Origin of the sequence: Arthrobacter sp. ok909, from assembly GCF_900104405.1 — a bacterium.
GTDB classification, from domain to species: Bacteria; Actinomycetota; Actinomycetes; order Actinomycetales; family Micrococcaceae; genus Arthrobacter; species Arthrobacter humicola.
This window is the reverse complement of sequence record NZ_FNJS01000035.1, coordinates 23,002-48,935: the sequence shown is the minus strand read 5'-3', so window position 1 is coordinate 48,935 and position 25,934 is coordinate 23,002. Positions and strand designations below refer to the sequence as shown.

The following is a 25,934-nucleotide window of genomic DNA, read 5'->3' as shown; positions in this document are numbered from 1 at the left end:
GTCCGGCGGAGAAGTTCAGGTTCGACGCATTGGGCCGGGCCGCACCGGACGCGTACGCGGTTACGAAGCCCAGGGACTTCGCCTGGGTCACCGTCAGGTTGAACACCACCGCCGCGACCGAGGCGGGGATTCCGTTGGCCCCCGCGACCTGGAAGGAGACCGCGGAATTCGCGCCGACTGCCGAGGAGTTCCTGGTGTCCAGGAGCCGGGCCGGCGAGAGGCTCTTGAAGGAACCCGCCGTCGCCGGCGTTCCGGTGACGTAATAGCCCGTCACGTCAGCGATCAGCTGGGAGGACCCGGAGGAACTGTTGAACAGGGTGACCTTGCCGTCGGCCCCGACCGGGACGGTGACCAGGTTCGGCACCGTCTGGCCGGCGGAGAAGTTCAGGTTGGACGCGTTGGGCCGCGCGGCGCCGGAGGCGTAGGCCGTGATGAACCCGAGGGACCGCGGCTGGGTCACCGTCAGGTTGAACACCACCGCCGAGACCTTCGCCGGGATCCCGTTGACCCCCGCGACCTGGAACGACACCGCGGAATTCGCACCCACCGGTGTGCTGTTCCGGGTATCAAGGGCCCGGGTGGGAGCGGTGGGGTTGAAGGTTCCGGGAAGCTGGCCACCGGCCTTGCCGGCTTTGATGACGACGTCGTCAATGTAGCTGTCGCCTGCCTGCCGTCGGTGCTCTGCGCCGAGCTGCATCTGGGTGACCGCGGTGAAGCCCGTGGCGACCTGCTTGCTGGAATAGAGGAGCTGGCCGTCGAACCACACCTCAATGGTGGAGGAGGCGCCGTTGGGGATGACGTGCATGACCAGGTGGTGCCACGTTCCGAGCGGGACGTTCACTTTCATCGGGGTGTAGCCGAGCGTGCCGTCGGGCGCCGCTACGCGCAGCCACAGGGGGCCGGCGCCGCCGTTGGAGCGGTAGACGTCCACGAACCGGGTGGCTCCGTTGAAGAACCGGAACATGGGGACGTTGTTGCCCGCGACGCCTTCCTTTGTGACGTTGAACCATCCGTCGGCGTAGACTTCATTGCTGCCGGCTGGAAGCGGTGCGGCAAAATTGGCCAGGGAGCCAGCATCCGTGGTCACGTGAACATAGGCTGAGCAGCGGCCCGAGTGTTGTTCAGCCGAGGAGACGTCGGCTGTCCCGGTCCCGGCCGTGACGGGGGCGTTGAAGCCCGAAGCCGTGATGCTTCCCGACTCGAAGTTGGTCGCAATCACCGCTGTGCCCGGGTATTGGTTGGTTGGTTGAGGCGCCCCCGGCTGACAAGTCGGCGTTGCGGCCGAGGCCGGACCGGCCCCCACCGCCGAACCCGCCATCACCAATAGGCTCAGCGCTGCAATCACGCCCGCCCTTTGCAATCGAATCATTGATCTGCCCCCCTGCGTGGCTTTCACTCGATACGAAATCCCAGAAACCCTGGGGATTCGAGGCGCCACAGAAGCGCTGTGAGTAGCCGACGCACGAGACCGCTCATACTCCGACGGTGCCTGCCCCCAAGGTATCCCCCAGCAACTTGAATAAACCTTGGACCAGCGGCGATACGGTGTCGGGGCCGCCGGCCGCCCGCGGGCATCAGGCCGGGAGCAGCCCCAGGAGCACGGGCACGACGCCGAGGCAGACAAACGCCGGCAGGGAGCACAAGCCCAGCGGCACGACCAGCTTCACGCCTAGCGCCGCGGCACGCTGCTCGGCAGCCCGGTTCCGTTCGCGGCGCAGCCGGGCCGCTTGGGCATAGAGGAGGGCCGAGGACGGGGCGCCCGTGAGGGCGGCGAACGTGAGGGTGTCGCGCAGAGCAAGAAGTTCGGACGCCTGGGCACCTGAACCGTGCCATGCCGTGTCCCAGTCCGCGCCAATGGCAAGGGCTGACACCACCGGCCGCAGCTGCCGCCCGAGTTCCTGCGGCACCAGGGCGGCAATGAGTTCCAGGGACCGGCCCAGTCCGGCTCCCGCCTCCAGCATGGCGCCGATGAGTTCCAGCATCATGGCGGTGTCCCGCAGACCCGGATAGCCGGGATGTCCGGGCTGGCGGCCGGCTGGAGTCCCCCGACGCCGTCCGGACCCGTCCGCCGGGGCCAGAAAATGACGCCGGAGTCTTCGGCGGACGCGGCCGGAGTCTGCGAGGACCATAATGGCTGCACCGGCAAGGCTGGCGGCCACCACGACTCCGGTGAGGCCGAGACTCACGGCGGCAGTGGAGTCACGAGTGCGCTCCCGCCGCGGCGCGGACGAGCTTCGAAGACCACATCCGGCCGGCGGCGGTCAAGACCACCCCTGCGGCCAACGCCAAGAGGCCCCACGGATTTCCCAGGAGCGTCGCCACCGGGTCCACTCCCAGCAGCAAGCCGAGCCCCAAACCCGACGCCGGCAGCCAGGTCAGCAAGCGGACGGTTGCCCGGGGCCCCGCCAAAGCCGTCTGCCGGGCACCTTCGGCGTCGTCCTCCGCCTCAAGGTGCCCGGCAAAGCGCGCCAGCACGTCAGCCAGCGGGCAACCGCTGGCCTCCGCGGTGTCGAAGCATGCGGCGAGCTCGCCCCACACCCGGAGGTCGCGCCCGGCCCCGACGCTCACGGCGCCGCCAAGGGCGGCTCCAGCGCCGGGCCGTTCGCCTGCCGCCCCGCCGGATACCGCACGACGGATCGCCACGGCCACAGAGGACCCGCCCAGGGCGGCCGCACGTGCGGCCGCGAGGACTCTGAGGGACTCCGAGTCAAGTACCAACCCGGACATGACTTGGGTACCGTCGCGGCCCGCGCCGCGGACCGAGGCGTCGACAGCTCTGTTGACCGCGGCCCCTTGCTCAGCAGCGTCCCCGCCGTACAGCACCCACAGTTCATCCCACAGCCGGGCGGGGGTGCGTCCGCCCTTCAGCAGCGCGGCCAGCTGCTGGACCACAACCGTCGTAGGCACGCCCCCCGCCCCCGCGGAGCCTCCAGCCAACACACGGCCGAGACCTGGGACGGCTCTCCGGCCACGACTGCGCAGGCCTGTTGACCGACCCGGGCTCGGAAGGCTGGATGGCTGCTCTCGGGGCGGGAAACTCCGCGGGCCGGCGCCGTGCAAGGCCTTGCGGGTGCGGTGGCCTGCCGCACGCGGGGAGGGAAAGGCCAGCCACAGGGCCAGGATCAGGACGATGATCAGGAGCGCCGTCATCGCGGGGTCCATGACTGCGGGTGTTCGGCTCCCGAACCCGGCGGGCGTGCTTCGGGCGCCGAGCGAGCCCCGGCGTTGGTTCCATCGGCTACTGCTGGATCCAGGCCGAGCCTGTCCGCCAGCCGCGGCCAGGCCGGACCGAACCGGGCCCGGTCCCTCAGTACTTCCAGTGCAGCGGTGACAGCCAGCCCGGATTCCTGTGCTTCCATGATTCCGATGCTCGTGACCTGGCGCCCGGTCCCGCTCCGCTCGACATGCACGACGGCGTCGATCGCACTCGCCACCTGCAAGCGCACGGCGTCCTGGCCCATGCCGGCGAGCGCGCCGAGCGCCGCCAACCGGGCAGGGACGGCCGCCGCCGCATTGGCGTGAATCGTCCCGCCGCCTCCGGTATGCCCGGTATTCATGGCCGACAGCAACTCCCGGACCTCCGCTCCGCGGCATTCACCCACCACCAGCCGGTCCGGCCGCATCCTCAGGGCCTGACGAACCAGTTCGCCCAGGTCCACGGCACCCCCGCCTTCCAGGTTTCCGTGCCGGGATTCCAGCGAGACGACATGCGGGTGCACCGGATTCAGTTCCGCGGCGTCCTCAATCAGGACGAGACGTTCTCCCGGGCCGCACAACCCCAGCAGCGTCGCCAGCAGCGTGGTTTTCCCCGAGCCGGTGGCGCCGCTGATGAGGAAACTCAGCCTGCACCCGACCATCCGTTCGAGCACGGACTCGACGAGCCCGCCGCATGCCCCGGTCCCGAACATGCCCTTGCGCCGCAGCTCGGGCATTGTAAAGACCGAAGTCCGGCGGATTCGCACGCTCAAGAGGGTCCCGACCGTGGAAATCGGCGGCAACACCGCATGCACCCGGTAACCGCCGTCGAGCCTGACATCGACGCACGGCGAGCTGTCATCCAGGCGGCGGCCGCCGGCTGCCACCAGCCTCGTCGCGAGAGCCCGGATCTGCGGTTCCCCGGAAAAGAGGACGGGCGCCTTTTCCAGGCCGTTGCCGCGGTCCAGCCAGACCGAGTCCGGTCCGTTCACAAAGATGTCCGTCACAGCAGGATCCCGGGTCAGCGGCTGCAGGGGACCCAAGCCACTCAGCTCCGCGCTGATGCTTTCCACAGCTGCCAGGGCGCCGGCCGTGCCAAGCAGCCGTCCGCTTGCCTGGACGGCCGCCGCTACCCGCGACGGGGTCACCGGAGCGGGATCGGCCATGACTGACTCGCGCACGGATTCCAGCAACGTCGGGTCCAGAAATCCCTGCGAGCGGCGGCGGCCCGGCGGCCGCCAGGTGGGCCGTTCCGGTTCGGCGGGGTCCGCGTCCGAATGAGCGCTCATCAGACGTTACCCCAGTCCAGATCAAGGAGCCCGGCGGTCAGACGGCGGACCGAGCGCTGCCGGCCGGCTTCCAAGAGGCGGCCGAGTTCCGTGGCCGCCGCCAGACCCTTGATTTCCGGCATGATCCCGTGGAGGGGAAGCCCAACGGACTCCGCAATCAGAGGCGCATCCAAGGCGGCGCCGGGACTGGCCCGAACCACCAGCGCCGTATCTACCGGCGGAAGCTCCTGCGCCAACCTGGCTGTGGCGACGGCCGCCCGCAGCCGGGCCGGCGCCACGACCACGATCCGGTCGCATTCCCAGGCGAAGGACCGCAAAGCCTCCCGTCCCCGGCCGATGTCCAGCACGACCAGCTCGCTGCCCCGCCGGGCGGCGTCGAGAACCACGGCCACCGAGGTTGCGTCCACACCGGCTGCACCGTCCCGGGTGCCCGGCCACGACAGGAAGGAGAATCCCCCGGCCCTCGGGAGCGCATCGTCGAGCTGGGCGGGATCGATACTGCCGCTCGCCCCGGCCAGATCCGGCCAGCGGAGCCCGTGAGCGTCCTCGGCGGCCAACGCCAGTTCCAGGCCGCCGCCCCAGGGGTCGCCGTCGATCAGCACCACCCGCGCCCCGAGCCCGGCGGCCGCCTGCGCGACCCAGATGGCGGCGGTCGTTGCCCCTGCACCGCCGCAGCCGCCTGTCACGCCAACAACGAGTCCGCCGGCTTCCGGCGCGCGGGACCGGCTAAGGTACTCCGCCAGCCAGGCGGTGGCATCCGGCAGCACGGCGACGCGTTCAGCCCCGATGGCGGCGGCCAGTTGCCACAGGCCGTCGCCGTCCTCCTTGACTCCTACGAGCACCGCCGGCGCCCTCCTTCGAAGTGGCAACTCCCGGATGTCGCTGCCAACCAGCACGGCGCCCGCGGCGTCCCAGAAGGGCGCGGCTTGGGCCACGTCCCGGGCTGTCCGCAGGTGGCCCCCGGCAGCGGCGACAATGCGCTCCACCTCGCCGCGCAGCACATCGGCGCCGGTGACGAGCAGAGTCTCCGCGGACTCTCCGGGAATCCACGGTCCCCCGTCCTGCGGGGGCGACGAGTCCGGGCCGGGTGGCTGGTGCCTGTTCATGCTGCCACTGTGCCGGTCCGGGAAGCACAGCGTAACCGCCGTCGTCAGCTATGTGGACAAACCGGGCACGGCCCCCTGCAGCCCCCGCCAGGCAGTGCGCACCGAGCACGCCCCGGAGCAGGGCAGAATTGACACTATGTACCTCCTGCTTGCCGCCCACGCCGACGGCGCGGCTATCCAGGAACTCACGGCCGATGGCCTCCCCGCACCGTCCAATCCGCAGCCACGGGTGGTCAGCACCGACGACCTCGCCGGCGTCGTCCGCGGGCTTGAAAAGCGGCGCCCGCGCTGGATCTGGCACCGCACGCAGGACTGGTATCCGTCGCTGCTGCGGGCCGGCGTGGAGCTCGAGCGCTGCTACGACCTGACTTTGTGCGGTTCGATTCTGGCCCACTCGGAGTTCACCGCCCACACCGGCTATGCCCGGGCGGCGGAGAAGCTCACACAGGACGATGAATTGCACCAGCCGCCGCGGGCCCTGCAGCCTCCTCCCCCGCCGCCGGAGCAGGGTGCACTCTTCGATGCCCCGGCCAGGAGCCAGCGCCCCGGTCAGTCCCTTGAGGATCTCCGTGCCGAGTATGCAGCCCAGCAGGAGGCGCTCCGCCAAGCGGGAGGCGTCCCGGCAACTTCCCCCGGTTCGGCCGGCGGTTCGGCCGGTGCCCCCGACGCCAACCGGCGCCAACGGCTCCAGCTGCTGCTCGCGGCCGAATCCGCGGGCGCCCTGATCGCCGCCGAAATGCAATATACGGGTGTGCCCTGGCGTGAGGAACTGCACGAGCAGATCCTCGCGGACCACCTCGGTCCCCGCCCGGCTCCGGGCCAGCGCCCCGCCAAACTCGAAGCGCTCACCGCCGAGCTCAGGCAGCTGCTGCGCTCACCCGCGCTGAACCCGGACTCGCCGCAGGAGCTCATGCGCGCCCTGCACCGCAACGGCATCGAGGTGAAGACCACCCGCCAATGGGAGCTGAAGGAATCCAGCCACCCCGCGATCGAGCCGCTGCTGGCCTACAAGAAGCTGGCCCGCCTCCACACGGCCAACGGCTGGGTGTGGCTTGATGCGTGGGTCAAGAACGGCAGGTTCCAGCCCGAGTACGTGGTGGGCGGCGTGGTGTCGGGGCGGTGGGCGTCGCGCGGCGGAGGGGCGCTGCAAATTCCGCGCCAGATCCGCGGCGCCGTCCACGCCGATCCCGGCCACAAACTGATCGTTGCCGATGCCTCGCAGCTGGAACCGCGGGTGCTTGTGGCGCTCGCGCAGGATTCCAAAATGGCCGAGGCCGCCCGGGACAAGGACCTCTACGCTGGCATCGCGGCACAGGGTTTCGGCGGTGACCGGGCAAAAGCCAAGGTGGCCCTCCTCGGGGCAATCTACGGCGCAACCACGGGCGAGTCCGGGCGCCTGATGCCCCAGCTCGCCCGCACGTATCCCCGCGCCGTGGGCTTCGTAGAGCAGGCTGCCCGCGACGGCGAAGCCGGAAGGACCGTCACCTCGCGCCTGGGCCGGAGCAGCCCGCCGCCGTCGGATCGCTGGCTGCGCAGCCAGCACTCCACTACCGCGGAAGAACAGCGCCGGGCGGATTCGATCGCCCGCTCCCGCGGGCGATTCACCCGGAACTTCGTGGTGCAGGGCTCGGCCGCCGACTGGGCTGCCTGCTGGCTGGCGGAACTGCGACGGCGGCTGCGCGACCTGCGGTCGGACGGGACCGCCGCGGCTGAACTGGTCTTCTTCCTGCACGATGAAGTGATGGTGCACTGCCCCGATGGCGCCGTCGAGGACTGTATCCGGGCGATCGAGGACTCAGCAGCTGCCGCCAAAGAGCTCTTGTTCGGCCGGATTCCGGTGGAATTTCCAGTCAGCGTGGCGGTCGTGGACTCGTACGACAACGCCAAATGAGTGACCTCGGACACCCTCCGTAACGTACCCGTCGGTAGCGTTGTGTGGGCTCCATCACCCGGCTAGGCTCGAAAAGTCCGGCGGATTACCGTTCTTTCCGCCGGCTATTGCAACGATGCAAGGAATTGGGGAGGCACAGATTTGGCTGGCATGTTTGAAATCGCACAAGCTGGAGACAAGGCGTATTTTTTTCGGCTGACGGCACCGGATGGAACGGTCGTCGCCGTTTCGCCGCTGTTCAGCTCCATCAAGAGCGCGGCGGCGGGCATCACCGCTGTGCGTGAGAACGCCGCGACCGGTCTGATTGTGGATCGTTCCAGCACTCACCGGCGAGCCGCCAGTCATTCGGCAGCGGTGGCCCCTGGGGTCCTGGTGAGCAGCGGCGTGGGGGCCAGCTAGCGGATCAACCGGCAGGCCGGTGTTGTACGGGGTGAACGTATCGCCAGGCGGGACTCACACATCGATCCCGTACAGCCGCGCGCGGTCCCAGGGAACTGCCCAGTCCAGCTGTTCGAACAACTGGTTCAGAATCATCCCGGTAAACCCCCACACGACCACGCCGTTGACGGTGAACGCGGGGCTCTGGAACGTCTGGCCGGCCCGGCTGACCGTGGCCATCACCCGGTTGTCCGGATCCAGCAGATCCCGGACCGGAACCCGGAACACCTGCGCGGATTCGCCGTAATCCACCACCCGGACGGGCGACTGGGCGGCCCACCAGGCCAGGACCGGGGTGACGAGGAAATTCCCCCGCGGCAGGGCCAGCTCGGGCATCACCCCGAGGACGTCCACACCCGCCGGGTTCAGACCCGTCTCCTCTTCCGCCTCTCGAAGGGCCGCGGCGACCACCGACTCGCCCGGATCGATGCCCCCGCCCGGAAAGGCGACTTGTCCTGGATGGTCATCCAGGGTCTGCGCCCGCTGCAGCAGCAGAACGTCCAGATCGGCCGGAGCCAGCAGCTTCTCGGACACCGCCGGGACGTTGTCCAGCGCGCCGAACAGCATCAGCACGGCGGCTTTGCGAACCCGTTCGCCGGGCTCGACGGCGAGTTCCCGCCAGCGAGGATCCGGCGCGGGCGCCGTGCCCGCCACGACGGCGGCAACGAGGTCGACGAGGTCCTGGCGCGCGGTCACGGCTGCTTCCTCTGCGATTCCATCCGGATTTCGGCGGCGCGGTGCGTCTCGGCCAGCAGCCGGGCCAGCAGTGCCTCCTGCCCCGGGGCGAGCTCGTACTTCAACAATTTCCTGGCCTTCTCAGGGTCGGTCTCGCCGGCGCCGTAGCTGGGGCACCAGTTCGCGACCGCGCAGGCGCCGCACGCCGGCTTGCGGGCGTGACAGACGCGGCGGCCGTGGAAGACGACGCGGTGCGAGAGCATGGTCCAGTCCTTCGGCTCGAACAGTTCGGCGACATCGGACTCGATCCGGACCGGATCATCCGCGTCCGTCCAGCCAAAGCGCCGGGCCAGGCGGCCGAAGTGGGTGTCCACGGTGATGCCCGGAATGCCGAAGGCATTGCCCAGCACCACGTTCGCGGTTTTCCGCCCGACGCCGGGCAGTGTCACCAGGTCCTCCAGCCGGCCCGGCACCTCGCCGTCGTACTCATCCACGAGCCGGTTGCACAGCGCCAGGAGGTTCCTGGCCTTGGCGCGAAAGAAGCCGGTGGGCTTGATGATGGCCTCGAGCTCGGCCGGTTCCGCCTCCGCCATCCGCCGCGCGTCCGGGTAGCGCGCGAACAGCAGGGGCGTGATCTGGTTGACCAGCACATCCGTGGTCTGGGCGGACAGCACCGTAGCCACCACGAGCTCAAACGGGCTGCGGAAATCCAGTTCCGCGTGGGCATAGGGGTACTGTTCCGCGAGGGCCCGACTGATCCGGCGGGCCCGGCGCTTGAGCGCCAGGAGGGACTCCGACGCGCGCGGGGCACCGGGCTTGGTGCCGCCGGGGGCCTTGCCGCCGGATTCCTTGGTGCCGGATTCCGTGGTCACGGACGGCTAACCGCGTTCGATGTTGCTGAGGTCCCGCAGCACGCCGAGCCGCCCGTCCGTGTGCTGGACCAGGAATTCGTTGCCGCGGTCTTCAAGGGCCAGGACCCAGCCGCCGGGCTCGATGACGAATGCCGGGGCCCCGGTGCGCTCGTCGACGGCGGTGCGGGGCTGTGCGACGGCGAACCAGAAGGCCTCGTGCACGGGGTGGACGTCGTCCTCGGCGGCGCGGCTGGCGGGATCGACGGTGGCTCCGATGGGTTCCTGCGGCCGGACCTGTTCCTGTGGCCGGACCTGAGGATGGACCGTGGTGGGGGCGCTGCCGCCGGCGGCAGCCGGAACGCCGGCGGCCTGGGTCTGGTCCGCGGCGGCGCCGGTGGAAGCGGCCTGGGCAACGAAAGGAGTCGACGCAGCAGCACCGGCCACGACGCCGGCGGCCTGGGTTTGTTCCGCGGCGGACGCCGGCTCAGCGGAGGGAGCCGGCTTCGGGGACGGAGCCGACGCTGATGTGGCGGAAACCGCGGATGGCGCAGCGCCAGCCGTGCCACCCGCGCCAGCGGGCGGTACGACGCCGGAAATCTGGGTTGCCGGCGCGCTGGAAGCCGCAGCGCTCGTCGCTGCAACGGACGCTGCCCCCGCCGAAGCTACGCCGGGCGACGGTACAACCGGTGAAGGTGCTGCCGGCACGGCGGTCTGGCCGGCGGTGGCAGGGCGATTGTCCCAGCCTGCGGCCGCCCCGGAGGCGGCCGCCTTGGATTCGCCGGTTCCCGCGGCACCCTTGGCCGGTTTGGGTGCCTTCGGCGTCTTGGGCGCACGGGGCTTTTGCACCGGCGCAACTGCTTCACGAGCCACCACGTGGGCAGTCGCTTCCTCCCGGCCCAGGAAGTCGCCGGCAAAGAACGGGATCCAGCGGGCCAGGACCGTGGCCGCGAAGAGACCCACGGCGCCCAGGAGTGCTATCAGCATGCTCGGCACGAAGGCCCCGGCCGCGGCGAGAAAGAAAAAGGCGAGCGTAAAGGACGCCACGACGGACGCGAACTGATCAATCGACAGCGATCCGACCCGGATTTTCGTCCCCGGGCTGAGCCGGCGCGCCACGAACAAGACGGTCACAATGAGCGGCAGCACAATGCCCAGGCCCAGAAAGAACAGGCTGCCCAGGTTCCACAGGTTGTAGGAGAAGGCAAACATCGGAATGAGGGAGGCGATGAAGAGAAGCAGCGTGGAACCGAACACAGTCAGATCCCGGATGGTGAAGGGACCCAGAACGGCTTCGTTCTTCTTCGCCGTCTTCTTGTCCACCGTGAAGCGCGGCGCGTCCCCGAACCCGGCAGGCCCCGGCTGCGCCGCGCCGCCCTGGTTCTGGGCGGGCGCCCGGAGTTGCCCGTTGTCTTGCTCGTTCATTCCGTATCTCCTTAGCATGGCGGCGCCCTGGACAGCGCCGTCTAACGGCAGGCAAGGAAAGGACCGCTAACGGGTCCCGCCGCCTCCATCGGATGTCACAACTTCATCTCAGCCTAGCCAAGTGCATGGCCGATCACTAGCTGACAAGCCGAGGCCGGACACAGCAGAATTCTCTGTATTTTCGGTTCCCCGTCGCCTGCGCCGGGGAAGGCGGGAACGGGCACGTCCGATCGCCGAACAGACCACTCGGCGCTTAACAAACACCGTTCACGGCGCTCTTTGTGACGGGGCGCACGTTTGGTCGGACCTGCGTATTAGTGTTTATTGCAGAACAGCTCTTGCGGCACTGCCGTGATCTGCCGCCGCCCGACGTCGCACATGCGGCCCGGCGCGGAGGCGGCACGAACGTCCGCTCAGCACGGATCGATGAATGATGAGGTTCACCATGTCCCAGCAGACACCCGGCACCACTGCCACGCAGTCGCCCCAGGGCGATGCTTTCGAAAATCTGTCCCAGGAGAACCGCCGTTTCGCGCCGTCGGCCGAGTTCGCGGCGAATGCCGTGGCCACCGCCGCTGACTACGCCGAGGCCGACGCCGACCGTCCCGCCTTCTGGGCGAAGCAGGCCCGCGAGCTGCTGAGCTGGTCCAAGGACTTCACCCAGACGCTGGACTGGTCCAACCCGCCATTCGCGAAGTGGTTCGTAGGCGGCGAGGTCAATGCGGCCTATAACGCCCTGGACCGGCACGTCGAGGCCGGCAACGGGGACCGGGTGGCCATCTACTTCGAGGGCGAGCCCGGCGACACCCGCACCTACACTTACGCGCAGCTGACCGAAGAAGTGAAGAAGGCCGCGAACGCCTTCGAGTCCCTGGGCGTGGCCAAGGGCGACCGTGTGGCCGTCTACCTGCCTATGATTCCCGAGGCCGTCATCACCCTGCTGGCCTGCGCCCGGATCGGCGCGATCCACTCCGTGGTCTTCGGCGGTTTCTCTGCCGAGGCCCTGCGGTCCCGGATCGACGACGCCGAGGCCAAGCTCGTGGTCACGGCCGACGGCACCTACCGCCGCGGCAAGCCCAGCGCCCTGAAGCCCGCGGTCGATGAGGCCCTGGCCCACGACGGCCACACCGTGCAGAACGTCGTGGTGGTCAAGCGCAACGGCCAGGACGTCGACTTGCACGAGGGCCGGGACCACTGGTGGGCCGACACCGTCGGCGCCGCGTCCGCCGAGCACACCGCCGTCGGGCACGACTCCGAACACCCGCTCTTCATCCTCTACACCTCCGGCACCACGGGCAAGCCCAAGGGCATCCTGCACACCACCGGCGGCTACCTCACCCAGGGCGCCTACACGCACAAGGCCGTCTTCGACCTCCACCCGGAAACCGACGTCTACTGGTGCACCGCCGACGTCGGCTGGATCACCGGGCACTCCTACGTCGCCTACGCCCCGCTCATCAACGGCGCCACCCAGGTCATGTACGAAGGCACCCCGGACTCCCCGCACCAGGGCCGCTGGTGGGAGATCGTGGAGAAATACAAGGTCTCCATCCTCTACACCGCCCCCACCGCCATCCGCACCTTCATGAAATGGGGCAAGGAGATCCCGGCCAAGTCCGATCTCTCCTCGATCCGGGTCCTGGGCTCGGTGGGCGAACCCATCAACCCCGAGGCCTGGATGTGGTACCGCGAGGTCATCGGCGCCGACAGCGGCCGCAAGGCGATCCCCGCGCCGATCGTGGACACCTGGTGGCAGACCGAGACCGGGGCGCAGATGATCGCCCCGCTGCCCGGCATCACGGCCACCAAGCCCGGTTCGGCCCAGGTCCCGCTGCCCGGCATCGCGGTGGACGTCGTGGACGAACTCGGCGAATCCGTGCCCAACGGCTCCGGCGGCTACCTCGTCATCCGCGAACCCTGGCCGGCCATGCTCCGCGGCATCTGGGGCGATCCGGAACGGTTCAAGGAAACTTACTGGTCCCGTTTCGAGACCATGTACTTCGCCGGCGACGGCGCCAAGAGGGACGAGGACGGCGACATCTGGCTCCTGGGCCGCGTCGATGACGTCATGAACGTCTCCGGCCACCGCCTGTCCACCGCGGAGATCGAATCCGCCCTCGTGTCCCACCCGGCCGTCGCCGAAGCCGCCGTCGTGGGCGCCGCGGACGAAACCACCGGCCAGGCCGTCGTGGCTTTCGTGATCCTGCGCGGCGACGCCGTGGACTCCGGTGACGCGATCGTCCAGGAACTCCGCAACCACGTCGGCAAGGAGATCGGACCGATCGCCAAGCCCAAGACCATCCTCGTAGTGCCGGAACTGCCTAAAACCCGCTCCGGCAAGATCATGCGGCGGCTCCTCAAAGATGTCGCGGAAGGCCGCGAGGTCGGCGACGCCACCACCCTCGCGGACAACACCGTCATGGCCCAGATCGCGCATTCGCTGAAGAAATAGCGCAGAAACAGCCGGGGCGCCGGAGTCTTTCGACACCGGCGCATGGACGACGACGGCGCCTCCCACCCGGTGGGAGGCGCCGTCGTCGTTAGTGTTGTCCGCGGATTTTGGCGCGGCAGGCAAAATCAGCAGTAACGAAGGGCGTGGCAGTAACGAACAGCGCACACGGGCCGGGGCGCGATAGATTTGCTGACATGACTGAAGCCTCCCCCGCCAGCGCTGCCGGCCGCGGCACCATCCTTGTTCTCAACGGACCCAATTTGAACCTGCTCGGCACCCGCGAGCCCGAGAAGTACGGGACGGCGACCCTGGCCGACGTCGAACAGCTCGCAAAAGATGCCGGTGCGGCGCACGGGCTGGACGTCGAATGCTTCCAGTCCAACCATGAAGGGGCCCTCGTGGACGCCATCCACGCCGCACGCGGGAAGGCGGTGGGAATCGTGCTCAACGCCGGCGCCTACACACACACGTCCGTCGCCATCCGGGACGCCATTTCCGCCGTCGCGCTGCCCACGGTCGAGGTGCACATCACGAATGTGCACGCCCGCGAACAGTTCCGGCACCATTCCTACCTGTCGGACATCAGCAAGGCCGTGATTGCCGGCGCCGGGATCCTGGGCTACCGGTTCGCAGTGGAATACCTCGCAGGACTGCACGCAGCCAAGGACTGAGCATGTCCCCTGCGGGGGCCGCGTCCGGAGTAGGTCCGTGTCCGGGCACGCTCCCGGTCCTGCGCTGCGTTGCCTCCGGACCGGTGCCGCTGCCGGCGGAACTTCCCCCCGTGGTGTGGCGGGCCCGCATCGACCTCAATCCTGTGGATGTGCGCAGCCCTGACGACGTCCTCCGGCCGGAAGCCCTCGTCCGGCCGGAGCAGGAGTTCCACGTCAAACGGTTACTCCCGGGCGATCGTGATCGCCCGGGAGTAACCTCGCGAGTGCCAGTGGCCGGCAACCGCAGAGAACAGCTCGTGGCGTAAATGCCCGGCTATTTCTTGACGCAATGTCCGGACGAGACGGCGCCGCCCAGACCCGGCGCCTGGGCCGCAACGGGGCCGAGGTCGGCCATGGTGATGGCGAATCCGAGCGAGGACTCAGCGGTGGCCTTGGCAAAGACCACCCCCGCCACCTGCCCGTCCGTGGTCAGAAGCGGGCCGCCGGAGTTACCCGGCTGCACGTCGGCGGCGAGCCGGTACACGTTCTCGGGCGCGGCATTGTTGCCGTAGATGTCGGGGACCAGCACGGTGGTGATGTCCTGGACGGTGGCCGGCTTGGACTGGAAGGGACCGCCATGTGGATAGCCGGCGAAGGCCGCGGCGCTGCCGGACGGCAGGTCAGAGGTCAGGGGAAGGGGCGCCGACTGCAGGCCATCCACCGCCACGACGGCGAGGTCGTGCTGGGTGTCAAAGTACACAACGCGCCCAGGCAGGGCGCCGCCGCCGGGCGTTTCCACCACCGGCTGATCGACGCCAGCGACCACGTGGGCGTTGGTCACCACGCGTCGGGGGGCGACGACAAAGCCGGTGCCGGTCTGGTTCTGGCCGCACTGGTAGGCGGTTCCGGCGATCTTGAGGACCGACGCGGCTGCTTTGTTCAGTGCCGGGGTATCCGTGCTCGTGTCCGGAATGGCGACCGGCTGGCCCTGGCCGATGCCGTCCAGCAGGGTGGGGATGCCCTCGCCGATCACTGCGGAGCGCAACTGGGCCATGGACGCCTTGACCGGGGTGGGCGTCACGCCGTCGATGAAGCCGATGACTTTGGATTCGGCGATCTGCTGGGACACGAAGGGCACCCCCAGGGCCCCGATGCTGAATGCCAGCATCGACATCACCAGTGCGGACACGACGACGTTCACGCCTCCGCCCACGAGACGGTCCGCCGCACGCAGGGGGCTGAACGGCATGACGCTGCGGATTCGCCGGCCGATCATGGTGCCTAGCCCGTTCCCCACGATCATCAGCAGGATGGCCGTGGCAACGATGGCGGTCAGACGCCAGCCGCTGTCTTCCACGAGCCCGCTGACGATGGGAACGGACACGAATGCGGCGACCGCGCCCGCAGCGAATCCCGCGATGCCTCCGAGCGTCACAAGGAAGCCGTTGCGAAGGCCGTGGATCAGGTAGGACAAAAGCGCCACAACCAACACCAGGTCCAAAATGGTCAAGCCAAACACCGGGGCTCCTCACAGACAGTTCAGCCACGATTCTAGCGGTGTAAGCTGAACGTTTGCCGATCGGCCGCCAGCCTGCCGGGTCTTCCGCGATCGGCGGGACTTCCGGGAGCCTGCTTTCGAGCCCTTCGGGCGTTTCAGTGCCAACTACGTCACAGACGCGCCAAAATTCTGAAAGAATGGCTGAAGCGCCCCAGCCGACACAGCTAGTCAGGAGATTTCATGGATATCGAGGTATTGCGCCGCGCACCCCTTTTCGCCACGCTCGACGACGAGGCGTTCCGTCTGCTGACGGACGAACTCACCGAGGTGGACCTTTCACGCGGTGCCTCGGTATTCCGGGAAGGCGATCAGGGTGACCAGCTTTACTTCATCGTCTCCGGCAAGGTGAAGCTCGGCCGCACGTCGCCGGACGGCCGCGAATCGCTGCTTGCCATCCTCGGCCCGGGCGAACTCTTCGGCGAAATGGCGCTCTTTGACCCCAGCCCGCGAACGGCGACGGCTACGGCAGTTTCGGAGACCCGTCTGGCCGGGCTCAAGAACGAAAGCCTCAATGCGCTGCTGCGCACTCGTCCCGAGGTCTCGGCCCAGCTGCTGCAGGCCTTGGCGCGCCGCCTGCGCCGTACCAACGATTCCCTGTCCGACCTCGTCTTCTCCGACGTTCCGGGCCGCGTGGCCAAGGCGCTGCTGGATCTGGCCGACCGCTTCGGCCGCCCCGCTACCGACGGCGTCCTGGTCGCCCACGAACTGACGCAGGAAGAGCTCGCCCAGCTGGTCGGCGCCTCCCGCGAAACGGTCAACAAGGCCCTCGCTGAATTCGTCCAGCGCGGCTGGCTTCGCCTGGAAGCCCGCGCGGTCGTCATCCTCGACATGCAGCGACTGCGCCAGCGTTCCCGCTAGGAATCCTGAGCAGCAACCACGAAGGCCGGCCCCGGAAAATGAACGGGACCGGCCTTCGGTCGTTGGTGCCCACTCGTCCGAGGGACATGCCCATTCTTCACATACCCATGGCCGGGACATGCCCAGCCTCGCAAGCGAGGAATGGACATAATGCCACCATGTCCAACGGCCAGCGCCAACGGAGAGCATGTCCCCCACGAGCCAGCCACGTCAAGCAGCCACAACCCTCCGGCAAGTCGCAAGCACGAGCCACGCGGACCACGCCGTGGGGGCTTAGCGCTCCCGCTGGGGTTCGCCGGCCACCGTCTTCGCGGCCTCGACTTCGAGCATGAGCCGGCCTTCTTCCTCGACGAGCTTCGGCTGGTAGACGTGGGCCTTGCGCTTGTAGCTGAGGTAGGCGATGCAGCCGTTGGCCTTGGACATCTTCTCGAGCATGATCTCCGAGCCAGGAACCAGGAGTTCACCCAGGGTGCGGCCCGCGGTGTTCTCCTGCCCCACCTCGTCGCCAAGCACCGTGGTGTCCCGTTCGCTGACGACCTTGCGGACGCAGACCCAGCGGCCCCAGACGCCCTTGCTGGCGAGCAGGGACGGCTGTTGGTTCACGGGCAGGGTGGCGGCGAAATAGCGGGTGTTGAACCGGCGGTGCGCGAAGTCGGGGCTGAGCCAGTTGACCAGGGGCTTGAGTAGATCGGTCCGCAAGGAGAGCCCGCGCTTGGCCAGCACGTCGGTGAAGGATTTCTCCTGGTCCGCCACGGCTTCGCGGGCGCGCATCCATTCCGCGCTGGAGGTCGACTCCACCGTAGTGGACAGGTCCGGGCCGGCCAGCAGGATGCCGGTCTCCTCGAACAGCTCACGGATGGCGCCAACCACATGGCGGCGCGCCAGGCCGACGTCGGAGGTCCCCATCTGCTCGGCCCAGTGCTGGGGCGAGGGACCAAGCCAGCCGACGGCGTCGTCGTCGGACGTTTCGAGAGATCCGCCGGGGAATGCCAGGACACCGAGCGGGGAGGACCCCGTCCGGTATCCGAGCCAGGTCTCCAGACCCGTGGGCGAGTCCCGCAGGAGGATCACCGAGGAGGCGAAGCGCGGGGCGCGGGGCGTGCGTTCACCGTGTTCAAGCCAGCTGCGTGCTGCTCCTTCAAGATCGGGGGGCAGAACGAACAGGCGACGTGCTAACTGAGGCAAAGAACTAACCGGCCTTCTAAGCGAATTCGGCGATCAGTTCGACTTCAACAGGAGAGTCGAGCGGCAGGACGGATACCCCGACGGCGGAACGGGCGTGCTGGCCGGCATCGCCGAGGACCTGGCCCAGCAGCTCCGAGGCGCCGTTGATGACACCGGGCTGGCCGGTGAACGAAGGATCGGAGGATACAAATCCGACCACCTTGACGATCCGCGTGATGCGGTCGAGGTCCCCGATCACACTCTTGACCGCCGCCAGGGCGTTGACGGCGCAGACGGCGGCGTACTTCTTCGCGGCTTCCGGGGACACCGTGGATTCGTCCGAGGCGGCTTCGGAGCCGGTGGACACCTTGCCGGTGGCTTCGAGCTTGCCGTTGATGAACGGCAGCTGCCCGGAGGTGTAGACGTGGTTGCCTGAGATGACAGCCGGAACGTAGGCCGCCACGGGGGCCGCCACCTCGGGCAGGGTCAGGCCCAGCTCCGCCAGGCGCTGTTCGACAGCGGACGACGCGCCCGTGCCGCCGGTTTGGCCTGCTGCGCCGGCCGTCGAGGCAACGGTGCCTTCGGCGAGGTTTTCCGGGTTTGCCGGCGTGGCCGGGGTGGCTTCAGAGGGGGTGCTCATGGCTACTGCTTCTCCCGCTTCAGGTAGGCAACAAGGCCGTTTCCGTCAGGGCCCGGAACAACTTGGACGAGCTCCCAGCCGTCCTCGCCCCACTGGTCCAGGATCTGCTTTGTGGCATGGATGATGAGCGGAATCGTGGCGTACTCCCATTTGGTCATGACCTAAAGCCTAGTCGTTGCCGGTAAAGTGGAAAACATGGCGACTGGTAAGAACCCTTTATTCGACACGGCCACCACCCTCGGAAAGATCCTTCTTTTCCTGGGCGTGAGCGCCATTTGTGGCGTCCTGGTGGCGGGACTCCTGGTCCCCGCTGCGGCCGTTTCGGGCAGCGCGGCGAGCGGTTCGATCCAGTTTTTTGACACCCTTCCGGCAGAGCTGAAGGTCGATCCGCCGAGTCAGGCGACAACCGTCCTCGCGGCCGACGGCAGCGTCATCGCCAATCTCTATACGGAAAACCGGACACGCGTCTCGCTGGACCAGATGTCCCCCAACATCAAGAACGCGATCGTCGCCATAGAGGACAACCGCTTCTACGAGCACGGCGGCGTGGACACCACCGGCATCCTGCGCGCCCTCGTCAGCACCGCCCGCGGCCAGAAGCAGGGCGCGTCCACGATTACGCAGCAGTACGTGAACAACGTCATCAACTCCTCGTTGGAGGCCGAAGGTAAGGGTGACGAGGTCCTCCTCAACGGCGTCAACAAGGGTGTCGGCGACAAGCTCCGGGAAATGAAGCTGGCCATCGCCTTGGAGAAGAAGTTCACCAAGGACCAGATCCTTGAGGGCTACCTGAACATCGTGTTCTTCAACCGTGACGCCTACGGTATTGAAGCCGCCTCCAGGTTCTTCTTCAGCACCACGGCCAAGGACCTGACCCTGCCGCAGGCCGCACTGCTGGCCGGCGTGGTGAACAGCCCGTCCTTCTACGACCCGATCGCGCACCCGGACAACGCCAAGGTCCGTCGCGACCTCGTGCTCAAGGCGATGCTGACCCAGGGCAAGATCAAGCAGGCCGACTACGACGCCGCCGTCGCGACGCCGGTGGAAACCAAAGTCACCCAGCCGCATCAGGGCTGCCCGTATGCGACGACGGCGCCGTACTTCTGCGACTACGTGGTTCACCTGTTGCTGAACGACCCGGCCTACGGGGCCGACGCCGCGGAGCGGGAGCGGAAGATCTTCCGCGGTGGCCTGACCATCAAGACCACGCTGGACCCGCACGCGCAGGCCGTGGCCCAGGCTCAGGTTGATGCTTCGGCCGGCGCAAACCCGGACAAGTGGGGCGCCTCGCTGGTGTCGGTGCAGCCGGGCTCCGGCAAGATCGTCTCCATGGCCCAGAACACCGTCTTCATTCCCGAGCCCGGCAAATTCGACCAGACCCAGAACTTCAACGTGGACAGCCAGGACGCCAAGGGCAACGACCTCAACGGTCTGGGCGGCTTCCAGCCCGGCTCCACCATGAAGCCCTTCACGTTCGCGGAATGGCTCAATGAGGGCAAGTCCATGAGCACGCTGCTCAATGGCGCCGTGCGCCGATATCCGCAGAATTTCCCCTGGAGGAACACCTGCCCGGCCCCGACCGTCGGCTGGTATGACGCGACCAACGGCACGCATGACCTGCAGAACGCGGAAGAGGGCTACTACAAGTACATGTCCGTCCTCGACGGGCTTGCCAACTCCATCAACACGATCACCTTCGCCACGGCGGCCCAGGTGGATCTCTGCGGGATCCAGAAGATCGTCGACGCCGTCGGCATCCACGGCGGCCTGCCGAGCACGGACAACCCCAATCCCCAGGTGCCGATGACCACCCTCGGTAACCTCATCGGCTCCACCCAGACGGCGCCGCTGACCATGGCCAGCGCGTTCGCCACGTTCGCCAATGACGGCAAGTACTGCGAACCGATCGCCATCGATTCGGTGACGGACGCCACCGGCGCCCAGCTGCCGGCCCAGACGCCCAACTGCCGGGACGCGATCAATCCGGATGTCGCCCACGGCGTCGCGTACGCCATGCAGGAAGTGCTCAACCGCGGTTCTGGCGCGCTGATTGTGCCCCGGATTTCGACCAAGACCACCTTCCCGATCGCGGCCAAGACCGGAACCAACGACTCCAACAGCTCCACGTGGGTGGCCGGTTACACCAGCGGCCTGGCGACGGCCACGTGGTTTGGCGATCCCCTGGGCAACCAGCAGCGGGCCGGCCAGAACGTCACCATCAACGGCAAGTTCTACAGGGGCATCGACGGCTACATGATTGCCGGGCCGCAGTTCTCGAACTACATGGCCCAGGTGGCGCCGGCCTACGGCACCAATCCGTTCCCGGCACCGCCGTCGAACCTGCTGAACGCGCCCGCCCCGGTCGCGCCGCCGCGGATGACCATCCCGACGACCCAGAGCACCGATCCGGCCACGGCCCCCTCCGCCGACCCGTCAGCGGCCCCGACGCAGGCGCCTGCTCCGGCTCCGACGAAATCCAGCAAGAAGTAACCGATGATCCGGGGGAATGATCTGGCGAGCCGCGTTCGAAGCATCGGACGCGGCTTTGCCGTGACCGCCGCGGCCGGCACCGCAGCAGGGGCGGCCGTCACCGGTTACGGAATCTGGGAGAAGAACCAGTTCGTGCTCCGGGAGGAAACTCTCCCCATCCTGCCGGCCGGCTTCGGCCCGTTCCGGGTGCTGCACCTCTCCGACATCCACTTCGTGCCGGGCCAGCACCGGAAGGCCGAGTGGCTGTCCTCCCTGGCCGAGCTGAGGCCGGACCTCGTGGTGAACACCGGCGACAACCTCAGCCATCCCAAGGGCGTGGCCCCCCTCGTGGAGGCCCTGCGCCCTCTCCTGGAATTCCCCGGCGTGTTCGTTCCCGGCTCGAACGACTACTTCGGCCCGCGCCTGAAGAACCCCGCCTCGTATCTGTTCGGGCCCTCCGGCCAGCGCAAAGACCCGCAGAAGCTCGACTGGCCGCTGCTGCGGTCCGAGTTCGGCATGTCGGGCTGGGTGGACCTGACCAACCGCTGCCAGTCCCTGGTGCTCAAGGGCATGCGCTTCGACTTCTCCGGCGTCGACGATCCCCACCTGCGCCTCGAACGGTACGCGGGCTGGCCCCGCGGCACCAAGGGCCGGGACGCCGATCCGCACCTGCGCGTCGCCGTCGCGCACGCACCCTACCAGCGCGTCCTCGACCACTTCACCCAGGACGGCGCCGACCTCATCCTGGCCGGCCACACCCACGGCGGGCAGATCTGCATCCCGGGCTACGGGGCGCTGGTCACCAACTGCGACCTTCCCACTTGGCGGGCCCGCGGCCTGCACACCTGGGAAAGCAACGGCAGGGCGACTCCGGTCAACGTCTCCGGCGGCATCGGCACCTCCCGGTTCGCCCCGGTCCGCATCGCCTGCCGGCCCGAAGCCGTCCTGCTCACGCTGACCTCCCGCGCCTGAACCCGACTCCCCGGCGGCCCGACGGAGGGACATGCCCTCCCCCGGCGCTGCCGTCCGCGGGACATGCCCTCCGGTGGCTCGCCTGCCCGTAGGACATGCCCTCCCCTGATCGCGAGCAATGAGCATGGTGGCATCATGTCCACTCCACGGAGCCTGGACTGGACATGTCCCGTGGGGTCCGAGCCTGGACTGGACATGTCCCGTGGGGTCCGAGCCAGGACTGGACATGTCCCGTGGGGCCCGGGGCGCGGTACCCTGACTTCATTGCGGATCATAATGACTGTCCGAGATCACAGGACCGTCCCATGCCGGGTGAATGCGGTCACATGATGGCCTAGGGTAGTTGCTATAGGAAACTACATTCAACGGTGCTCTGTAGGCACGGGCGTTTTAAGAAGCAGGCATGGCCAAGCAGACTTCATTCTTTACCTCCATCAGCCGTCTCTATCCGCACGTCAGACCGATCCTGCCCCGGCTGGTCATGGGCCTGCTCTCCGCACTGCTGGCGAGCGTGATGGCGCTGGCCATCCCCCAGGTGCTGCGCGTGCTGGTCAATGAATCCCTCAAGCCCGGAGGCAGCGCGGATGCTGTGTGGACCGCCTCGCTCGTGATCCTGGTCCTGGGCATCGCCGAGGCCGTTCTCGTGGCCCTGCGCCGCCAGTTCGTCATCAATCCCGCCACCACCGTGGAGACCCGGATGCGGATCTCCCTGTACGGGCATCTGCAGGACCTCACGGTGGCCTTCCATGACCGCTGGGGCTCCGGGCAGCTGCTCTCCCGCGCCATGACGGACCTGAATTTCCTGCGCCGCTGGATGGCCTTCGGCGCCATCATGCTGGTGGTCACCACGCTCACCGTGGTGATCGGCGTCGCGGTGATGTTCTCGATGAGCTGGCAGCTGGCCCTGATCTTCCTGGCCGCCGCGGTGCCGATCATGATCTACGGATTCCGCTTCCGCACCCGGTTCAGCAAGGTGGCCCGCCGCAGCCAGGACCAGACCGGGGACCTCGCCACGACGGTCGAGGAATCCGTGCACGGCATCCGCGTCCTGAAGGCCTTCGGCCGGAGCCGCGAGGCGCTCGAGAACTTCAACGAACAGGCCCAGGAGCTCCGGGAGACCGAGATCGCCAAAGCCAAACACCTGGCGACCTTCAGCCTGGTCGTGACGCTGCTGCCCGAGCTCGCCCTCGGCGCCGGGCTGGTCGTCGGGATTCTCCTTGCCTCCACAGACCAGCTCTCCATCGGATCCCTCGTGGCCTTCTTCGCCACCGCGGCCGTCGTGGCCGCGCCGGTCGAGTTCTGCGGCATGCTGCTGGCGATGGCCCTCACGGCGAAGTCCGCCGTCGACCGGCACTTCGAGGTCATGGACGCGCAGAACACGATCACCAGCCCGGACAAGCCGCGCCGGCCCGCTGAACTCAAAGGTGCCCTGAGCTTCAGGGATGCCTCGTTCGCGTTCGAGGATGCCCCGGACAAGCCGATCCTCAAGAACATCAGCCTGGACATCCGGCCCGGGGAGACCATGGCTCTGGTGGGCATCACGGGCAGCGGCAAGAGCGCCCTGCTCCAGCTGGTCCCCCGCCTCTACGAGGTCACCGGCGGTGCCATCACGATCGACGGCGTGGACCTGCGCGAGTTCAGCGTGGAGGATCTGCGCACCGTGGTTGCCGTGGCGTTCGAGGACACCACCTTGTTCTCCAGTTCCGTCCGTGACAACGTCCTGCTCGGCGCGCCCGACGCCGGTTCGGCGGAAGGCCGCGACGCGGCGCTGGAGGAAGCCCTCGACGTCGCCCAGGCCCACTTCGGCTATTCGCTGCCGGACGGGGTGGACACCCTGATCGGCGAGGAGGGCCTGAGCCTCTCGGGCGGCCAGCGCCAGCGCATCGCCCTGGCCCGCGCCATCGCTGCGAAACCGGCCGTGCTGGTCCTGGACGACCCCCTTTCGGCCCTGGACGTAAACACCGAGGTCCTCGTCGAGGCCCGGCTCCGCGAGGTCCTCGCGGACACCACCACGCTGATCGTGGCCCACCGGCCCTCGACGGTGGCACTCGCCGACCGCGTGGCGCTGCTCGAAGAGGGCCGGATCACCGCCGTCGGAACCCACGCGGAGCTGCTCGCCAACAACAGCCACTACCGCTACGTGATCGCCAGCCTCGACCATGAACCGCGGGACCTGGATTCAGAACTGTCCGCCTTCGAGGACCAGTCCGAGGAGATTTCCCGATGAGCAGCGCAACGTTCGGCACCGCCAATGAGGACAACGCGCACCTCACCAGGAACGAGAGCAGGGCCGTCCGGCGGCGTTCCCTCGCCCTGCTGGGCTCCCTGGTCCGCCCGGTCCGGGCGCGTTTCTGGCTGACGATCGGCGCCGTCGTCCTGTCCCAGGCGGCCCGCGTGGCCGGACCGGCGCTGATAGCCTTCGGAATCGACCACGCGCTCCCGGCCCTGCGGGCCGGCAACAGCCTGCCGCTCGCGTTCGCCGGCGTCGCGTACCTGGCAGCGGCCGCCGGAACAGCGGGCTTGACCGCGCTCTACGTGACGTCCACAGCCAGGCTCAGCCAGGCGATGCTGCTGGATCTTCGCGTCCGGGTCTTCCGCCACACGCAGCGGCTGAGCCTGGAATTCCACGAGAAGTACACCTCCGGCCGGATCATCGCCCGGCAGACCTCGGATCTGGAGGCCTTGCGCGAACTGCTGGATTCCGGCGTGAGCTCGCTGGCCTCGGGAGTGCTGTTCATGGCGTTCACAGCCATCACGGTGTTCGCCTTGGACTGGCGCAGCGGCGCGCTGGTGCTGGCCGCGGGCGTACCCATGTACTTCCTGGCCCGCTGGTACCAGAAGCATTCCCAGATCGCGTTCCGCGAATCCCGGGTGGTCTCGGCCCGGCTGATCGTGCACTTCGTGGAGACCATGACCGGCATCCGCGCGGTGAAGGCATTCCGCAAGGAACGCGAGAATGCCGCGCGCTACGCCGAACTCTCCGAGGACTACCGGCGCGCAACCGTCCGCTCCATCAACCTCAACGGCATCTTCCAGCCCGGACTGGTGCTGATCGGCAACGTCTGCGTCGCCGTCGTACTGCTCACGGGCGGGTTCCGGGTCCTCAGCAGCGAGCTGGCGGTGGGCGTGCTCCTGGCCCTGATCCTGTCCACCAAGCGCTTCTTCCAGCCGGTGGACCAGATGGCCATGTTCTACAACTCCTTCCAAAGCGCCCAGGCGGCCCTGGAAAAAGTCTCGGGCCTGCTCGAGGAAGTCCCCACGGTCCGGCCGCCGCAGACCCCCGTGGCCCTGCCCGACGCGCGGGGCAGCATCGACTTCACCGGCGTCGAATTCCGCTACGGCGACGGTCCGGTCATCATCCCGCGACTGGACCTGCACATCCCCGCCGGACAGACGGTCGCTCTCGTCGGGCAAACCGGCGCCGGCAAGTCCACCCTGGCGAAGCTGATCGCCCGCTTCTACGACGTCTCCGCCGGATCCGTCACGCTCGACGGCGTGGATCTGCGCCAGCTGAGCACCGAAGACCTGCGCCGCAACGTCGTCATGGTCACCCAGGAGGCGTTCCTGTTCAGCGGCTCGGTCGCGGACAACATCGCCCTGGGCCGGCCCGGGGCCTCCCGCGAGGAAATTGAGGACGCGGCCCGGGCCGTGGGGGCGCACGCGTTCATCACGGACCTCCCGGACGGCTACGACACCGACGTCAACAAACGCGGCGGCCGCGTCTCCGCCGGACAGCGCCAGCTGATCAGCTTCGCCCGGGCCTTCCTGGCCCGCCCGGCGGTCCTGATCCTGGACGAGGCAACGTCCTCGCTGGACATCCCCTCGGAACGGATGGTCCAGCAGGGCCTCGCCGGCCTGCTGCGCGGCACGCGGGAGGCCGGCACGCGGGAGGCCGGCACGCGGGAGGCCGGCACGGGGGAAGCCGGCCCGGACGGGGCGCACGGCGCCGGACGGACCGCGCTCATCATCGCCCACCGGCTCTCCACCGTGGAGACCGCGGACCGGGTCCTGGTGGTGCACGACGGTCGTGTCGTCGAGGACGGCACGCCCGAGCAGCTGATCGGCGACGGCGGAGCTTTTGCCCGCCTCCACGGCGCCTGGAAAGACTCGCTCGTCTGATCCGCTCCGGCGGGGTTCGCACGCCGGGCGCCTGACATCGGGCGCCGGTGCCCGGCGTCGTGCCGCCCTAACCGCGTCCCCAAGCCCGGCCCCCAAACCCCGCCCCCGCACAAGGGCGTCACCCCCGATTTCACATCCGGGGCCATGATCGGATACTCTTGTGAAGTTGCTTTTGAAGCAACGGA

Annotated in this window: 22 protein-coding genes; 10 read left to right on the top strand and 12 right to left on the bottom strand. The window is 68.3% G+C overall.

Features of this window, described 5'->3' with window-relative positions; genetic code table 11:
- The 5 genes from BLR03_RS24545 to ssd all read right to left on the bottom strand — a co-directional run.
- A partial coding sequence (locus BLR03_RS24545; RefSeq protein ID WP_217639817.1) for a polysaccharide lyase occupies positions 1 to 1,219 on the bottom strand: 1,219 nt, incomplete at its 3' end.
- 355 nt (positions 1,220 to 1,574) lie between these two features.
- The gene (locus tag BLR03_RS20365; protein WP_254788614.1) at positions 1,575 to 2,186 is read right to left on the bottom strand and encodes a type II secretion system F family protein; all 612 of its coding nucleotides are present in this window, start codon (positions 2,184 to 2,186) and stop codon (positions 1,575 to 1,577) included.
- A gap of 13 nt (positions 2,187 to 2,199) precedes the next feature.
- A complete protein-coding gene (locus BLR03_RS20360; RefSeq protein WP_368086988.1) occupies positions 2,200 to 2,907 on the bottom strand; it encodes a type II secretion system F family protein in 708 nt (235 codons plus the stop codon).
- A gap of 239 nt (positions 2,908 to 3,146) precedes the next feature.
- Positions 3,147 to 4,484, bottom strand: coding sequence for a TadA family conjugal transfer-associated ATPase (locus BLR03_RS20355; protein WP_091256055.1), 1,338 nt, complete (start codon positions 4,482 to 4,484; stop codon positions 3,147 to 3,149).
- Entirely contained in the window at positions 4,484 to 5,590 is a 1,107-nt protein-coding gene (gene ssd, locus BLR03_RS20350) for a septum site-determining protein Ssd (protein ID WP_091256053.1), read from the bottom strand. Before ssd ends, BLR03_RS20355 begins: the two co-directional genes overlap by 1 nt.
- 136 nt (positions 5,591 to 5,726) lie before the next feature.
- Here ssd and BLR03_RS20345 point away from each other — a divergent pair, with 136 nt between their 5' ends.
- Both BLR03_RS20345 and BLR03_RS20340 read left to right on the top strand, forming a co-directional pair.
- Positions 5,727 to 7,481 (top strand): bifunctional 3'-5' exonuclease/DNA polymerase, encoded by a 1,755-nt coding sequence (locus tag BLR03_RS20345; protein ID WP_091256070.1) that lies wholly within the window; start codon positions 5,727 to 5,729, stop codon positions 7,479 to 7,481.
- 150 nt (positions 7,482 to 7,631) lie between these two features.
- Entirely contained in the window at positions 7,632 to 7,880 is a 249-nt protein-coding gene (locus BLR03_RS20340) for a YegP family protein (protein ID WP_091256051.1), read from the top strand.
- Positions 7,881 to 7,934: 54 nt separating this feature from the next.
- On the opposite strand, the gene BLR03_RS20335 is transcribed toward BLR03_RS20340, so the two are convergent.
- From BLR03_RS20335 to BLR03_RS20325, 3 genes are all read right to left on the bottom strand, one after another.
- Positions 7,935 to 8,615 (bottom strand): NUDIX hydrolase, encoded by a 681-nt coding sequence (locus BLR03_RS20335; protein WP_091256049.1) that lies wholly within the window; start codon positions 8,613 to 8,615, stop codon positions 7,935 to 7,937.
- Positions 8,612 to 9,379 (bottom strand): endonuclease III, encoded by a 768-nt coding sequence (nth, locus tag BLR03_RS20330; RefSeq protein WP_091256068.1) that lies wholly within the window; start codon positions 9,377 to 9,379, stop codon positions 8,612 to 8,614. The genes BLR03_RS20335 and nth overlap by 4 nt, the downstream gene beginning before the upstream one ends.
- Before the next feature lie 93 nt (positions 9,380 to 9,472).
- Positions 9,473 to 10,867 carry a hypothetical protein gene (locus tag BLR03_RS20325; RefSeq protein WP_091256048.1) on the bottom strand — a complete coding sequence of 465 codons (1,395 nt, stop codon included), beginning with the start codon at positions 10,865 to 10,867 and terminating at the stop codon, positions 9,473 to 9,475.
- 445 nt (positions 10,868 to 11,312) lie between these two features.
- Here BLR03_RS20325 and acs point away from each other — a divergent pair, with 445 nt between their 5' ends.
- The 3 genes from acs (at position 11,313) to BLR03_RS20310 (ending at position 14,295) form a co-directional block, all read left to right on the top strand.
- Positions 11,313 to 13,319, top strand: coding sequence for an acetate--CoA ligase (acs, locus tag BLR03_RS20320; protein WP_091256067.1), 2,007 nt, complete (start codon positions 11,313 to 11,315; stop codon positions 13,317 to 13,319).
- A 194-nt stretch (positions 13,320 to 13,513) separates the two neighbouring features.
- Entirely contained in the window at positions 13,514 to 13,990 is a 477-nt protein-coding gene (gene aroQ / locus BLR03_RS20315; RefSeq protein ID WP_091256046.1) for a type II 3-dehydroquinate dehydratase, read from the top strand.
- Positions 13,991 to 13,992: 2 nt separating this feature from the next.
- Positions 13,993 to 14,295 (top strand): DUF2332 family protein, encoded by a 303-nt coding sequence (locus BLR03_RS20310; RefSeq protein ID WP_091256044.1) that lies wholly within the window; start codon positions 13,993 to 13,995, stop codon positions 14,293 to 14,295.
- An 8-nt stretch (positions 14,296 to 14,303) separates the two neighbouring features.
- Here the strand turns inward: BLR03_RS20310 and BLR03_RS20305 are convergent, their stop codons facing one another.
- On the bottom strand, positions 14,304 to 15,488 hold the full coding sequence (locus BLR03_RS20305) for a MarP family serine protease (RefSeq protein ID WP_091256042.1): 1,185 nt from the start codon (positions 15,486 to 15,488) through the stop codon (positions 14,304 to 14,306).
- Between the two features lie 219 nt (positions 15,489 to 15,707).
- On the opposite strand from BLR03_RS20305, the gene BLR03_RS20300 reads away from it, so the two are divergent.
- Positions 15,708 to 16,385, top strand: a complete 678-nt coding sequence (locus tag BLR03_RS20300) for a Crp/Fnr family transcriptional regulator (protein ID WP_011693220.1) — start codon at positions 15,708 to 15,710, stop codon at positions 16,383 to 16,385.
- A gap of 273 nt (positions 16,386 to 16,658) precedes the next feature.
- Here BLR03_RS20300 and BLR03_RS20295 read toward each other — a convergent pair whose 3' ends face one another.
- The 3 genes from BLR03_RS20295 to BLR03_RS20285 are packed head-to-tail and all read right to left on the bottom strand — an operon-like array spanning position 16,659 to position 18,347.
- Positions 16,659 to 17,570: an NUDIX hydrolase gene (locus BLR03_RS20295; protein ID WP_091256040.1), complete on the bottom strand. Its 912-nt coding sequence runs from the start codon at positions 17,568 to 17,570 to the stop codon at positions 16,659 to 16,661.
- Between the two features lie 16 nt (positions 17,571 to 17,586).
- Positions 17,587 to 18,189: a RidA family protein gene (locus BLR03_RS20290; protein ID WP_091256039.1), complete on the bottom strand. Its 603-nt coding sequence runs from the start codon at positions 18,187 to 18,189 to the stop codon at positions 17,587 to 17,589.
- 2 nt (positions 18,190 to 18,191) lie between these two features.
- Positions 18,192 to 18,347 (bottom strand): Sp36 family protein, encoded by a 156-nt coding sequence (locus tag BLR03_RS20285; RefSeq protein ID WP_009359196.1) that lies wholly within the window; start codon positions 18,345 to 18,347, stop codon positions 18,192 to 18,194.
- Positions 18,348 to 18,384: 37 nt separating this feature from the next.
- Between BLR03_RS20285 and BLR03_RS20280 the strand changes: the two genes are divergently transcribed.
- The 4 genes from BLR03_RS20280 to BLR03_RS20265 all read left to right on the top strand — a co-directional run bounded on the left by BLR03_RS20280 (position 18,385) and on the right by BLR03_RS20265 (position 25,749).
- Positions 18,385 to 20,679 carry a transglycosylase domain-containing protein gene (locus BLR03_RS20280; RefSeq protein ID WP_091256037.1) on the top strand — a complete coding sequence of 765 codons (2,295 nt, stop codon included), beginning with the start codon at positions 18,385 to 18,387 and terminating at the stop codon, positions 20,677 to 20,679.
- Positions 20,680 to 20,682: 3 nt separating this feature from the next.
- Complete coding sequence (locus BLR03_RS20275) at positions 20,683 to 21,630, top strand: metallophosphoesterase (RefSeq protein ID WP_091256035.1); 948 nt, start codon at positions 20,683 to 20,685, stop codon at positions 21,628 to 21,630.
- Positions 21,631 to 22,033: 403 nt separating this feature from the next.
- A complete protein-coding gene (locus BLR03_RS20270) occupies positions 22,034 to 23,857 on the top strand; it encodes an ABC transporter ATP-binding protein (protein ID WP_091256033.1) in 1,824 nt (607 codons plus the stop codon).
- Entirely contained in the window at positions 23,854 to 25,749 is a 1,896-nt protein-coding gene (locus BLR03_RS20265; protein WP_091256032.1) for an ABC transporter ATP-binding protein, read from the top strand. Before BLR03_RS20270 ends, BLR03_RS20265 begins: the two co-directional genes overlap by 4 nt.
- Positions 25,750 to 25,934: the final 185 nt, after the last annotated feature.

Coding starts and splice junctions, on each gene's coding strand:
- BLR03_RS20290 (WP_091256039.1), bottom strand. CDS start 18,189: ATGAGCACCCCCTCTGAAGCCACCCCGGCCACGCCGGCAAACCCGGAA.
- BLR03_RS20340 (WP_091256051.1), top strand. CDS start 7,632: ATGTTTGAAATCGCACAAGCTGGAGACAAGGCGTATTTTTTTCGGCTG.
- acs (WP_091256067.1), top strand. CDS start 11,313: ATGTCCCAGCAGACACCCGGCACCACTGCCACGCAGTCGCCCCAGGGC.
- aroQ (WP_091256046.1), top strand. CDS start 13,514: ATGACTGAAGCCTCCCCCGCCAGCGCTGCCGGCCGCGGCACCATCCTT.
- BLR03_RS20325 (WP_091256048.1), bottom strand. CDS start 10,867: ATGAACGAGCAAGACAACGGGCAACTCCGGGCGCCCGCCCAGAACCAG.
- BLR03_RS20285 (WP_009359196.1), bottom strand. CDS start 18,347: ATGACCAAATGGGAGTACGCCACGATTCCGCTCATCATCCATGCCACA.
- BLR03_RS20280 (WP_091256037.1), top strand. CDS start 18,385: ATGGCGACTGGTAAGAACCCTTTATTCGACACGGCCACCACCCTCGGA.
- BLR03_RS20310 (WP_091256044.1), top strand. CDS start 13,993: ATGTCCCCTGCGGGGGCCGCGTCCGGAGTAGGTCCGTGTCCGGGCACG.
- BLR03_RS20275 (WP_091256035.1), top strand. CDS start 20,683: ATGATCCGGGGGAATGATCTGGCGAGCCGCGTTCGAAGCATCGGACGC.
- ssd (WP_091256053.1), bottom strand. CDS start 5,590: ATGAACAGGCACCAGCCACCCGGCCCGGACTCGTCGCCCCCGCAGGAC.
- BLR03_RS20345 (WP_091256070.1), top strand. CDS start 5,727: ATGTACCTCCTGCTTGCCGCCCACGCCGACGGCGCGGCTATCCAGGAA.
- BLR03_RS20270 (WP_091256033.1), top strand. CDS start 22,034: ATGGCCAAGCAGACTTCATTCTTTACCTCCATCAGCCGTCTCTATCCG.
- BLR03_RS20355 (WP_091256055.1), bottom strand. CDS start 4,484: ATGAGCGCTCATTCGGACGCGGACCCCGCCGAACCGGAACGGCCCACC.
- BLR03_RS20300 (WP_011693220.1), top strand. CDS start 15,708: ATGGATATCGAGGTATTGCGCCGCGCACCCCTTTTCGCCACGCTCGAC.
- BLR03_RS20265 (WP_091256032.1), top strand. CDS start 23,854: ATGAGCAGCGCAACGTTCGGCACCGCCAATGAGGACAACGCGCACCTC.